The organism is Scopulibacillus cellulosilyticus (assembly GCF_042665295.1).
Lineage (GTDB): Bacteria > Bacillota > Bacilli > Bacillales > Sporolactobacillaceae > Scopulibacillus_A > Scopulibacillus_A cellulosilyticus.
Map to the genome: position 1 here is coordinate 120981 of NZ_JBHTCO010000044.1, position 13367 is coordinate 134347.

Here is a 13367-nt window from a genome sequence, read left to right on the forward strand (position 1 = left end):
AATAAAGATTTCAAGAGATATTCAGGATTCTTTCATTAATTCATAAATACGTATGGCAACTTCTATCGGTATGCGCCGCTCAGGGTTCATGAAATCCTCTCCAAGGCAGCTTTTAATTCTTTCAAGCCTATGATAGAGGGTTTGTCTGACAATATATAAGGCTTCAGCTGTTTTTGTCTTTGACCCTTGATGAGTTAAATAGGCTTTCAAGGTTGACAAAAGTTCAGGATTTTCCTTATCGTGGTTAATTAGCAGACCGATTTGATCATAAATAAATCTTTGCCAGACTTCTTTATCCGTTGATAATTCCATTAATTGATAAATGCCGTTTTCCTCATAAAATGAGCTTAATTGATTAAGCTGATGTTTCCTTTTGGCAACCGCCTTTGCCTCTTGATAACTCAACGGTACATCTTTTAACTGGCTTCTTAGCCGGCTGATCCCTATTTGTCCTGCAAGATTTAATTTCTGCAAGTCCTCAATAACCTTCTGCCAATTCTTTCTCTCAGCATTAAAATCAAAAGCAAGAATAATTAACCTTGTCGGCATATTAGATAAAAGAGGATAAATGCCCAATTCATTGAAGCCGGCCTGAAGGGTTTTTAATTGATGTTCACTTATATTTCCTGTATCAACATAAATTAAGCGATAAACATATCGATTTTGCCATGGCTCGCCAATTAAATCTCTTAATGTTTCCTCATCAGCTGAACGATTATGAATAAGATCTTCTATTATTTGCTGTTCTCTTTCCCGCTTTCTTTCGACTGTCAATTGTTTCTGAAACAAGTTTGAAGCCAAAACTAATCCTGCCCGGTCTGTCATTAACTTATCCCATTCTGAAAAGGCATTATCATATCTTTTTAAATATAAGTATCCTAAAGTTTGTCCTAAAACACTTACCGGCTGTACAAGCCAAAATATTCGCTTTTCATTATCATAAGGTTCTTGGATGATTTTATTAGAACCCTTTTCTCTAAGCTTATTGATGATTTCCCTGTCATTATGAAACATCGTTTGTGATTTGACAGGATAACTATCATATTCATTGCCATGTTCATATAAAATGTATGCATGGGAATGTTCATGAAGGAGCTTTAGAACCTGTATCTCGCCATTTTTATGTAAAACAGCCTGATTAAAATCTGTTGACAGTTTATCAATAGCTTTTAATTGGTCCACATGTTGATGGATAAGAAAACTATTAATATCTTGGGTAATGTCTACAAAACGAACCTCTTTATTGAAAACAATAAGAGGAAAATGTTGCTGATCCGCATAATCAATTAAGCCGCTTGAAATCTCTTTTATATCATTGCCTAATTCAATACATAAGCAGGCTGCTCCCGCTTCAAGGAGCCTTGTCAAATATTGAATAGGGTTATTTTGAAATGTTTTTAAACCTAGTCCGGTTGTTAAAATACATTCCCCGCCATGGATAAATTTTTCAATAGCAGTGACTTCCATTATATGTACCCAGCGGACTTTTCTATGGCATCCTTTATGTCCTGCCACAAGCTTCGCATCAGAAAACGAAGGACGCCCTAATAAATCACGAACCGTCAATGAACGAATCAATTGATTCATAACTCCAACTCCCAGCAAATATGGATTCTCTATATAGGAAATCACTTTCATTTATTTAAAATACAACTCTTAAATACATATGATAATATTAATTTTACAAAACTATTTTATTAATCACAAATTAGGGAAAATGCGAAATTCCAGTCATATGGACCCTTCTATAAAAATAGACCGGTTCACTCAGGTGAGCCGGTCTAATCACTTAAATTTATGTAATTTGTATTGTTATTCTTTTCATGTGTTTCTAATATCGCCGATTTTATAGCCTGGGCTATATGATTTATATCACCAAGCCCTTCAAAATGAAGGTAAAATATTCTCGGGTTTTCATCGATCATATGATTATGAAGAGCCGATACTTCTAATTGCCCTTTTCTTAACTGGTCGATAACCGGGTTAATTTCATCTCCTAATAGAGCAAATTCACCCATAACAGCAGTTTTATCCCCAACCTGTTGAAAGTTTACCATAAAGCCTATACTCATAAGATTTGGAGATAATTTTAACCCATTCATAGTCACATTTAAATTTTTACGAGGGATATCTAATTGACAGACATCCCCATTGCTATTTATCTTAGTCTTAAAAATCTTCTCAAGCGGTTGGCAATTCCCGCCATTAACCTCAGCGGCTTGCCCAGTTGAGGCTGGAATTGATGGAAATATCATGAGACATAATGAAAAAATTATTAGCCATCTTTTCATATGATCACTCCGTTTTTATTTTTATCTTTCACTAAGGAAGTGATTCTTATGAATAATTCTTACTAACCTCCGTTTGAAAAATTTTAAAATCCCATATCGCTGCAATGTTTTTTACTTACTGAGCTCGGTTAAACCGCCTACTTCATCATTGGTTTCTATAAACGGGATACATTTAAATTTCTATATTGTTGATGAAAGTATCTGTGAGCAAGCTGCAATTGAAACGCATATCCTATAACAAGTTATGTGAATAAGTCGTTTACTGGAGGTGAAGTGATGAATGAAAGGCAAAAAGCTGTGACAAAACGAATGTTACAAAAACTTGAAAGTAATGGAGGCTTAAATCTTAATAATGAATATCCCCCGGGAACAAATGAAACATTTACGGGAACATGGATCCAAGTTATGGGGGCCTTTCTTGAAGCTGTTGGTGTTACTAAGGAATTGCGCTTTTTACGGAGACAGAGCGAACGGTTACAAAAAGGGGATACTTCCGATTTAACTTCAGAAGAAAAGGCTGTGCTTGGTGTTTGGTTACAGACTATCGGCAAGACCTTCGGAGCGGTCGGATTTAGTAAGCAGTTATCAGAAAAACGCAGTACGGAAATACAAGGACGTAAACTGTCCATTATTGGGAACTGGATGAGCGCGTACGGATCTTCTTTGGAGGCGATTGCTGAAACTGAATTGTTAATTAAAGAGGAAGCAACACAAGTTCCATTCTAACGGCCTGAACCTCCGGATAAATGCATATATTACTTCAGTACGAAAACGTCCCTGCCTCTCTTAAATTCTCTGTTATTCAAAAGTAAAAGTAATTATAAATTATTAGGAAAACTTGGCTTGCCGCCAATTCTTAATAGCGAAAGGCTTAGTTTTTCTTATTTTTATTCCCTATTTATATATATAAAAAGGCTGTCCATAAACAGTTTTGCAGACTTATTTAGGACAGCCCTGTTATTATATTTTAAAAATTCATATAAGATTGCCCGCCATCGACATTAATAGAAGCTCCCACAACCCAAGATGCTTTTTCCGACGCCAGGAATGCAACAACATTAGCCACTTCATCGGCACGTCCAAAACGTCCTGCCGGAATATTATCACTTACAAACTTCTTCATTTGTTCGGGGTTTTCCTCCAGTCGCCTTTGCCAGTTTCCCGTAGGGTGCAAAATCGAGCCCGGCGCAACACTGTTGACACGAATCCCATATTTAATCACTTCATCAGCAAATCCTTTTGTAAAACTGATCAGAGCGGACTTTGCATTATTGTAAGTAATTTTGCCGCCGCTTTCACGGCCATATACAGATGTTATGTTTATAATACTTCCAGACTGCTGTTCTTTCATTGCCATCGCAGCCATCTTACTAAAATGAACTGAAGCAAAATAGTTTAATTCCATTGCTTCATTAAAAGTATCCATATCCGTTTCAAGGGCTTGTCCGCCATTGCTTCCGCCGACATTGTTAACAAGGATATCAATGCCTTGATTGTCTTCCATAAATTGATTAAAGACCCGCTCCCGTTCACTATGGCGTGAGAGGTCCGCTTGATAAACGGCAACACCTAATTTATCTTTTATTTGATCCAATGCTTCCTGTCCTCTGGCAATAACCCCAACTTTTGCTCCCTCTTCTGTTAAAACCTCGGCAACTGCCGCACCGATACCTTTAGATCCTCCTGTAATAAGTACCTTCTTATCTTTTAATCCTAATTCCAATTGAACAACCTCCATTAAATAAAACCATTGTAACTTATTTTTAATGATCAGCTAAACTTTCATTAAAAAATAGTTTTAATGTATAAAATTTGGCATTGTGCCCATAATAAAGATAAGCTGAATATCTTCTCCCCCTTTATTTTGCCCCTGATTTTTTCAGGGGTTTTTACTTTGGAAAAACAATATTTTGTCCAATTTGCAGTTTTCTTGGGTCAATCCCCGGATTTAATTTTTCTAATGTACCATGCTGAAAACCATTTTTTGTTTCTAAGTCCCAAAAGGTATCCCCTTTCTTAATCTTATAGAATTTTTTATCACTATTACTTTTTGCCTCACGATGATGATCGGGTAATGATGGCATCATAACATTAAGATCAACATTCCCTTGAATCCCATTTATCCTGCCTTTATCACTGTATTGAAAGACTTGCCACCTCTCCCAAATACCATTATCTCCGGGACGATCAACCCCATAATGTGCGATCCATAAAGGGATGTACTTTAATAAGCTGTTTAAATGTCTTTTAGCAAAAATCGTATACGTATAAAGCATAATATCTTGCCCTGTTTTTTCTTTTACTAAATCAAGAAAGACTAATGCGGCTTGTGATAATATTGACCGGGATGCTCCCGATGCCACTTCTAAATCAAGGACATGCGGCAAATCAGCCGGAAATGCTTTAACAGTCTGAATAAAATGTTCCGCTTCTTTTTTAGCTTCCATTTTATTTTTAAATCTTGCGAAGTGATAGAACCCTGCGGCAATTCCGGCCTTTACTGCGCCTTTATAATACTCTTTATGCATTTTATCAACAAATGTATGCCCCTCTGTTGCTTTAATAAAAACAAAATCAATACCTTCTTGTCTTACCTTTTCCCAGTGAATATTCCCTTACCAATGACTGACATCAATACCTTTAAGTTGATTTTTGGATCTTGCCTGCATCTTATCACCATCCTTTTGGATAAAAATAAACGATAATGTCATGAACAGCAAACAGGCAAAATCCCAGTTTCAGCAGTTTGCTGATGGGGATAATAAGCAAACCTCTTGGTCGTTATCTTAAAACAGTATCAGCCAAACAGTCAAAATGATTAAAATCCCGTATTATCGCTGCAATTCATTTTTATCAGCTTTTTCTATTTAATTATGTTCCTCTTCTATCCGTTCAATTGTTCTCTTTCTTGAGTCTTCTATTTTTCCTTTTGGTTTTTGCAAACGGCTTGTCGAAGCCTGAGCAGTTTGATCAGCTCCCGCCCTTTGACTGTCAAACCTTTCTTGAGCTTCTTTTGTCCTTTTAGCATATGGTACAGCTTTGAGGCGTTCATAAGGGATTTCTTCACCCGTATCAACACAAATCCCGTACTGGCCGTTTTCCATTCGCTCTAATGCCTCATTAATTTCCTGGAGTTCATTTTCATTAAGAAAATGCTCTGATATCGTCTTTTCCCGATCGACCATATCACCCGTTGAATCGGCTAAATGGTTATCAACTGAGGACATCTCACTTTCCCCGTTATCAAAATCCATCCCTTTATTTAAATCAGCTTCTAATTGTTCTTTCCTTATAACTAAATCGGTTCTTAATTCATTCATTTGCTCTTTAGTTAATGACATAAGATCACTCACCTTTGCCTTTTTTGTGTTATTTCCCTAAAGAAAGCTTTTTCTAAACATCATAATCATGTTTAATTTTAGTTAAAATGAGGTAAAGTAATTATAGAAAACTTGTAAGCATGGTTTTTCCAAAAAAGGAGGAAACGGCATGCCTAGATTAAAAATTGGAGATAAGGCACCTGATTTTAATTTAATATCAACAGCTGGTGAGTTTTTTTCTTTTAAAGATCATCAAACAGAACATAAAAGCTGGCATCTGATTGTTTTTTTCAGAGGTGAATGGTGCCCGGCTGAAAGGGACTTTCTTTCGAGTTTGCAGCAAGACATTGATAAATTTAAAGCTCAAAACACCCATATTATTGCGATATCATCCGACGAGATTGACAGGCTTAAAGAGCTTGTTGAAGACCAAGCTCTAACATTTACCGTCCTAGGAGATAATGAGCGAAGAGCTGCTAAGGGTTACGATATTTTTGTTCATGAAGAGGATGCACCATACAAGGATCACGGAGAACATATAGAACCGGCGATATTTATTGTTGACGACCAGGGACAGCTGGTATTTCAACAGCTGCAAACCGGACCGTTTGGCCGCCCGACAACAAATGATTTAGGTAAAACAATTAAATATATACGTGAAAATCTTAGCTGAAATCCATGTCCTTCCCGGACATGGATTTTTTATATAAGCTTATTAGCGGTAAGCTTGATCATTTCGCTTTATAATTATCATTGAAGCTAAAATATTATTAAGAAAGGTGATGTAAACTTTAAAGGCCGGACCATCCGGCCTTTCCTTTTTTATCCTCTAATATCCCGCAGGTAAAACCGTACCATTCATAAAGAACTATCACAAATTACAAAATTTACGATTTGTTTTCATTACACCTTTTAATGTTATTAATTTATTAATGCGTTAAAACAGAAGTAATGATATGAAACAATCTTTATCAAAAATCAAATAAATTGAAAAAAATAATAGGGTCATAATCTGATAACATGTTACTAAATTCGACATAATTATAAGACTAAACCATTATTCAGATGGTAAATGCGTGATAATTTTATATTTTTAATAGGATAGTTTAGTTTTATGTTTCGGTCTATTTAGAGGTGGATGTCTTTATGAATGTAAAGGGCTCAATAAGAAATACTTTCAAAAGGTTAAATAAAAAGGTTATAAATACCAAGGGAAATCAATTAAAACAACGTTTAACCTTAAAACAAAAAAATGAACAACTATATATCAGCGGACGCTTCTCAAGAAAATCCTATCAAGCAAAAGAATTGTGGGTTAAATCAAGGATAGACGACAGTAAAATCTTATTAACCAATATTAAACCATCTTCAAACTTCGAATTTAAAGTTTCCATGAAAGATTTCATTAAAAAGTGCTGTTGCGAGGAAGTTATTTTTGACTTTTACATAAAAATACGAACACCAATTAAGCATGTCAGTGAAGAACGTCTTGAAAAAGTTAAAAATGAGGCCGATTACGGTTTATTAAAAAATGGCGAGCCATTTATTGAATACTTAATACGCCTGGGCAGGTTTGAAGATACAAAGTTAGAGAGTATTGAGAAAGTAACCGTTGATCAGTATTCACTTATCGTGTATACAACAAAGAATGGTAATTTATCGTTGGCATTTAATACGGATTTAAACCCGGTTTCAACCCATCATATTAAACAATTAAAAATAAAAAATAACCGATTGACTTTTTCCGGGGAATTATATACAGGCCATTCACGAATAGAAAGTGCCCATATTATGTTGCGGGGACGGGATACGAACATTGAGAAGAAAATTCCGCTTTCCTTAAAATTAAAAGAAAACTATCATAAAAATAATGGCTTGTATCAATATCTTTATAATTCGGACATACAATTGAGCCAAATTTTTAACGTCAATGAATTTGAAGAAGATATTTACGATTTCTTCTTTTACTTAAAATATCATGACCAAGATGAAATAGTGCTCGTCCGGATTGGAAAGCCCCGATTTTTCGCCCGTCACTTTCTTAAAGGCGGATATATGCGCAACAAAGATAAAATATTTGTTATAACGCCATATTACACATTCAAACAATTTAACCTTTCACTGCAAGTCGATGAATTTGATCGTGATGCCTTTAAATATTTACGAAAAATGCTGCGTTGGGCTTGGATGATAAGGCCTTTTTACAGCAGAAAGAATATTTGGCTTGTTGGTGAGCGTTCATATAAAGCACAAGATACGGGTTACCATTTTTTCAAATATATGCGTGAGAACCATCCAAAGCGACATGTATATTACGTCATTGACAAACACTCGCCTGAGCTTCAAAACATTGAACCCTTAGGTCATACCATTTACTATAAATCAAAAAAGCATATCCTCTATTCGTTAATGGCAAAAAGAATTATTGGGTCGCATCATCCTGATTATCTGTTTCCTTTACGTACAAAACGCTTTAAAAAGGCTGTTAAAGCAACAAAAGTTTTCCTTCAGCATGGCGTTATGGGAACAAAAAATATGGTTGCCAATTATGGAAAGAAAGCGCCGGCTTTTAATACTGATTTGTTTCTCGTAAGTTCGGAATTTGAAAAAAACATGATTGTTCAAGACTTCGGATATGATCCGCATGAAGTAAAAATTACCGGCCTGTCCCGCTTCGATAACCTTTTGGCAAACAATATAAATACTAAAAGGCAAATATTAATTATTCCAACATGGCGCGATTGGATCATTACAGACGATGCGTTCTTAGAAAGTGAATACTTCGATCGTTTTAAACAACTTGTGCATCACCCGTTACTTCATCAATTATCTCGGGAATATCATTTCGAGATTATATTTTGTCTGCATCCAAATATGCAAAAATTCACATCTTACTTTACAAACGCGCCGGTTCGTGTCATAAGTCAAGGCGAAGTTGATGTTCAGAAACTATTAAAAGAAAGTGCCTTAATGATTACCGATTATTCAAGTGTTGGTTTTGATTTTAGTTTCTTAAATAAGCCTATTATCTATTATCAATTTGACAGGGAACGATTTATTGGAAAACACCCGTCACATCTTGACCTGGATAATGATTTGCCAGGTGACATCGTAAACAAATTAAATGACATTTGCCCTCTAGTTAAATACTACGCCAAAAATCAATTTAAAATGAAAGATGAATATAAAAAGAGGGCTTCAAAATTTTTGAAATATAACGATTGCCATGCAAATGATCGCATTTATCAAACGATCTTGACATTTAAACCTAAAAAGCAGCGTCTCAAAAAGCTTATAGAGAGCGACTTTTGTTTAACGCTATTTAACAAATATCGCAAAAGTCATCTATACTTTCCCACTATGCGTCTGTTCTATAATATTGCGAGGCGAATACTCCCTGTAGATAACCAGTTGATTGTCTTTGAGAGCGGCGTTGGGAAACAGTATGCAGACAGTCCAAGATATATATATGAGGAATTGGTGAACCGCGGCCTTAACTACAAAAAGGTTTGGATATACAATGAAAACATTCGCTTTAGTGATCCAAACACAATGCGAGTGGAAAGACTGTCACCAAAATATTATTTCTATTTGGCCAGGGCGAAGTATTGGGTTAACAACCAAAACTTTCCCACCTATATCGAAAAGCGGCCGGAGACATTATATATACAAACATGGCATGGCACACCTTTGAAGAAAATGCTCTTTGACATTGATCATATTCAAGGCCGGGATCCTGATTATTTAGAGCGCGTCTACAAGGCAACTTCTCATTGGGATTATTTAATTTCACCTAGTTCCTATGCAACAAAAGCCTTTTTAAGCGCATTTCATTATCGGGGAAAAGTTTTGGAAATCGGCTATCCGCGCAACGATATATTTTATCAAAAAGATAGAGCGGCAAAGGCAAATGAACTGCGAAGTAAATTAAATATACCTAAAGATAAAAAAGTTATTCTTTATGCCCCGACTTTTCGGGATAATCAAGCAACGAAAAATAATAAATTTACTTTTGATATCAATTTTGATTTTGAAAAAATGAAAAGTTCATTAGGTGATGACTTTATCCTGTTATTAAGAATGCATGTTGTTATCAAAAATAAGCTTAATATCCCTGAAGAATATCGTGACTTTATTTATAACGTTTCTGAGCATCCTGATATTCAAGAACTGTATCTGTTATCTGATATTCTTATCACAGATTATTCCTCAGTCATGTTCGATTTTGCTAATTTAAAACGTCCTATTTTGTTTTACACATATGACTTTGAACTCTATCGTGACCAGCTGCGGGGCTTTTACATGAACTTTGAAAAGGAAGCACCGGGTCCCTTATTAAGAAATACTGAAGAAATAATAGAGGCTGTTCTAAATATAGATGAAATTAAGAAAGATTATAAGAAGCGTTATGACAAATTTTACAAGAAGTATTGCAGCTTAGAAGATGGAAATGCGGCGATTCGCCTCGTTGATTCTATTTTTGCTAAAGAAAGCGAAGAGATTAAGGAACAGGTCAAAAAAGCGAAACATGCAGTAAACATTTAATTTTGCAGGCTTTCTTTGGATGATAATATCCAAAGGAAGCCTGCCTTATTCATTTATACCCCATTTATTTGACCGCTTTCCCCGGTCAACAATATTCTCAGCTCCATCCACGGTGACCTCTGATAAGCTTCAATCAGTCCGTGATTCTTTATTTCTTCTTTTTCTACACATTTATATTTTAGCAGAACAGTAAATTTATCAGTAAAAGGAAATGGTGATAAGAGCACTGTTTTTTTATCCAGCCAGCTGACATCAAAAGTTTCGACCTCTATAAAATTAAAAGTCTTTGGTACAGGGATCCCCTTTTGAAACCAAGGGTGCTCCTCACTTTTTAATACACCCGGTTCATTCAGGCAAAGATACAGAGATAAATTATCGCATAGCTTCAGTAAATCATAATGAAAAAGGAAAATATCTTTATTAAAATGACTGGTTTTACGAATAATCCGCTTCTGCCTTTCTTTTTCCATATGAACAAATACCTTTGCTTCTGATGTATTCTCACCTTCAATAAACTTCATATAATGATAGCTTGAAAGCAGACCGGCATAAGAATTGGCCGCTTCGGTTTCGTTAATACCGTGTTTATAAAGGACAAGTTTTGTATTTAACGGAAAATCGGAAAATGAATAGGGCTTTCCCGTTTTATCATCTATAAACGGCTCACTGTCCGGTGCAATCCAGCCGCGGTCATGTTCCGCAACAGCCGTTTCTACTTCCTTCCGCCGGTCATTCCCTATAAAGTAATCATCCCGCCACAGCCTGGCAAAATCTCCAGAAATTCTTGCATGGTCGTCTTGCTGAATTAACACAAAATCCTTTGATCTTTCTCTAACTATCATGTTAAAACCTCCGAAATGTTTTGGCTTGTACAATTCATAGCGGTTTCACCTTTTCATCCTTTTTCCTGATTTACCGATTTGATTTTTCCTTTGTTTTCATTATTTATAATATATTACTCCTGTTTTGAATATTCAATATAAGGGGTTTGCGGATTTTTGGTAATGACATATTAACAATTTATTAATAATTCAAAAATATTAAAATTTTAAAGTTTTATTCATTGCAAGTTGTCAAGTGCATAGTATATAATAAAAGCAAATGTTAAAACTTTGTGAACATTTTAAAAGGAGTGATGACAAATGAGCATGGTTTTGTCTAATAAGCAAAATCAACTGAAACCAAACTTTGCATATTATATCACATCCTTTCTAGCCGCATCAGCAATCTGTGAAACCATCCTAATCTTAGTTTACGGCACATTAATGGACATGGGAATTATGGTACCATTCTTTATCGTTTTAGGAGCACTGGCAGTTATACATCTCGTTGCTTACATTATCAAATTGAGACAATTCACTTCCCGCATGAATCATATTATCGAATATCTCCCATTAACAAACGAACAAAAGTTGTACTTAACAAAAGAATTAAAAATGAAAACAAGCAGGATGCACAAACAAGATGAAATCTGCCAAGTCCTTTTAGAATTGGCAAACAAAATCGAAAAGAATGCCCATTTAACTCAAACAGAAATTAATGCTATTAATAAAATTGTATTCGGCAATCACCCAATTAGAGCAACAATTAAAAATCATTTGCATGGATAATTAAGGCGCTTCCTGTTGGAAGCGCTTTAATTAATGGGGAAAGTGTCGTAAATAATATGATTTATATTGTTTTGCTTACTTGCCTTTTTAAGCTGCTAAGAGGAAATGACTCAAGAGATACAGCTTAATCTATATTTGTTACGTTTTGTATCGTGCCCCGGTTATTTCCTTGCTTTCATTAATAACCTTCCCTCCAGTTTCTTTTATTTCCTCCTCCCACCAAAGGGCTTTATCCGGATTTTTCAATATTTCATTAATTTCACTTGGATCTTCAACAGCTGGAGATGATCCGCGCAAGGATTTCCCTGCCGTTTCTTTGACAAAAAATGCAACGATAATAAGCCCAATAATACAAACAGCCATTAAATAATAAGCGGGGACCATACGATTCTTAGTAATACTGACCAGCCAAGCAACGATAAGCGGTGTAGTGCCCCCAAATACAGATGTGGAAATATTATAAGTAATAGCGAGGGAACCATACCTGACTTTTGTAAAAAATAAAGACGGCAGCGTTGCAGGAAGTGTTCCTTCGAAAGAAGCTAACAGCCAGCCCAAGATAAGTAAGCCAAAGAAGGCAGTATAGTTATTTCCTTTACCAATCATCATGAGTGCCGGTATGCTTAGTACAACAGTACCGATTAAAGCACCCTTAATAATTCGGTTTCTGCCAATGCGATCACTCCAATAACCCATTGCTAAAACAAACGGAATCATGATAATCATCACTGCAAGGATCAAAACTAACCCTTTTGTTTCACCGTAACCGAGTTGTTCTGACAAATAAGACGGCATGTAAGTCAGTACCATATAGATCATTGTGTTATAAAAGAATACTATACCTATGCAAATCAACAATGGTTTCCAATGATTGATAATAATCTCTTTAAGGGAAACGCGATTTCTTTCTTCTTCCGCCTTCATCATTGCTTCAAAGGCAGGCGTTTCCGCCAAACGGCTCCGAAAATATAAACCAATGAATCCCAATGGAGCTGCAACAATAAACGGTATTCTCCAACCCCACTCGACCATTGCTTCGGAACCAAGAAGAAAGCTCAACAATGTGACAATCCCGGCGCCGGCACTATAACCGACAAGCGTTCCAACCTCTAAGCCGCTTGCCATAAAACCCCGCTTTTTATCCGGCGTAGATTCTGCAATAAAAGTCATTGCACCTGCATATTCTCCTCCTGTTGAAAATCCTTGTACCATCCTTATAAAAAGTAATAAAATCTGTGCGTAAACACCAATAGAAGCGTAGCTTGGAATAAGGCCAATACTTAAAGTCGCGAGAGCCATCATAATCAATGTAATAACCAAAACTTTCTTGCGGCCAATGCGGTCTCCTATCATCCCAAAAACCAAACCGCCGATAGGCCGTGCTATAAACGCAACCGCAAAAGTTGCAAAAGCATATATCAACTGAACAGAAGGATCAATTTTTGGGAAAAATACTTTACCCATCGTAGCAGCCAAATATGAATAAATACCAAAGTCAAACCACTCCATAGCGTTGCCAAGGGCTGTCCCAATCATAGACTGTTTAGCAAGTTTAGTATCAACAATGGTAATATCCTCTTTTTTTAACTTTTTATTTTGTA

At 35.8% G+C, this 13367-nt stretch carries 11 protein-coding genes; 4 read left to right on the forward strand and 7 right to left on the reverse strand.

What is annotated here, in order from left to right:
• Positions 1–21 precede the first annotated feature (21 nt).
• Positions 22–1587 (reverse strand): PucR family transcriptional regulator, encoded by a 1566-nt coding sequence (locus ACFQRG_RS20960; protein ID WP_380969879.1) that lies wholly within the window; start codon positions 1585–1587, stop codon positions 22–24.
• A 194-nt stretch (positions 1588–1781) separates the two neighbouring features.
• Complete coding sequence (locus ACFQRG_RS20965; RefSeq protein WP_380969882.1) at positions 1782–2291, reverse strand: DUF1259 domain-containing protein; 510 nt, start codon at positions 2289–2291, stop codon at positions 1782–1784.
• Between the two features lie 276 nt (positions 2292–2567).
• Here ACFQRG_RS20965 and ACFQRG_RS20970 point away from each other — a divergent pair, with 276 nt between their 5' ends.
• The gene (locus tag ACFQRG_RS20970; protein ID WP_380969885.1) at positions 2568–3017 is read left to right on the forward strand and encodes a DUF6944 family repetitive protein; all 450 of its coding nucleotides are present in this window, start codon (positions 2568–2570) and stop codon (positions 3015–3017) included.
• A 241-nt stretch (positions 3018–3258) separates the two neighbouring features.
• Here the strand turns inward: ACFQRG_RS20970 and ACFQRG_RS20975 are convergent, their stop codons facing one another.
• The 3 genes from ACFQRG_RS20975 to ACFQRG_RS20985 all read right to left on the reverse strand — a co-directional run bounded on the left by ACFQRG_RS20975 (position 3259) and on the right by ACFQRG_RS20985 (position 5632).
• Positions 3259–4014 (reverse strand): SDR family NAD(P)-dependent oxidoreductase, encoded by a 756-nt coding sequence (locus ACFQRG_RS20975; protein WP_380969888.1) that lies wholly within the window; start codon positions 4012–4014, stop codon positions 3259–3261.
• Between the two features lie 166 nt (positions 4015–4180).
• Positions 4181–4900, reverse strand: coding sequence for a GH25 family lysozyme (locus tag ACFQRG_RS20980; protein ID WP_380969954.1), 720 nt, complete (start codon positions 4898–4900; stop codon positions 4181–4183).
• A gap of 258 nt (positions 4901–5158) precedes the next feature.
• Positions 5159–5632: a TraR/DksA family transcriptional regulator gene (locus ACFQRG_RS20985; protein WP_380969891.1), complete on the reverse strand. Its 474-nt coding sequence runs from the start codon at positions 5630–5632 to the stop codon at positions 5159–5161.
• Positions 5633–5780: 148 nt separating this feature from the next.
• On the opposite strand from ACFQRG_RS20985, the gene ACFQRG_RS20990 reads away from it, so the two are divergent.
• Both ACFQRG_RS20990 and ACFQRG_RS20995 read left to right on the forward strand, forming a co-directional pair.
• Positions 5781–6284: a peroxiredoxin family protein gene (locus ACFQRG_RS20990; RefSeq protein ID WP_380969893.1), complete on the forward strand. Its 504-nt coding sequence runs from the start codon at positions 5781–5783 to the stop codon at positions 6282–6284.
• A gap of 473 nt (positions 6285–6757) precedes the next feature.
• Complete coding sequence (locus ACFQRG_RS20995) at positions 6758–10156, forward strand: CDP-glycerol glycerophosphotransferase family protein (RefSeq protein ID WP_380969895.1); 3399 nt, start codon at positions 6758–6760, stop codon at positions 10154–10156.
• 53 nt (positions 10157–10209) lie between these two features.
• Here ACFQRG_RS20995 and ACFQRG_RS21000 read toward each other — a convergent pair whose 3' ends face one another.
• A complete protein-coding gene (locus ACFQRG_RS21000) occupies positions 10210–10998 on the reverse strand; it encodes a DUF3891 family protein (RefSeq protein ID WP_380969897.1) in 789 nt (262 codons plus the stop codon).
• A 300-nt stretch (positions 10999–11298) separates the two neighbouring features.
• Here ACFQRG_RS21000 and ACFQRG_RS21005 point away from each other — a divergent pair, with 300 nt between their 5' ends.
• Positions 11299–11766 carry a hypothetical protein gene (locus ACFQRG_RS21005; protein ID WP_380969899.1) on the forward strand — a complete coding sequence of 156 codons (468 nt, stop codon included), beginning with the start codon at positions 11299–11301 and terminating at the stop codon, positions 11764–11766.
• Between the two features lie 138 nt (positions 11767–11904).
• Here ACFQRG_RS21005 and ACFQRG_RS21010 read toward each other — a convergent pair whose 3' ends face one another.
• On the reverse strand, positions 11905–13302 hold the full coding sequence (locus ACFQRG_RS21010; RefSeq protein ID WP_380969958.1) for an MFS transporter: 1398 nt from the start codon (positions 13300–13302) through the stop codon (positions 11905–11907).
• Between the last annotated feature and the right edge of the window lie 65 nt (positions 13303–13367).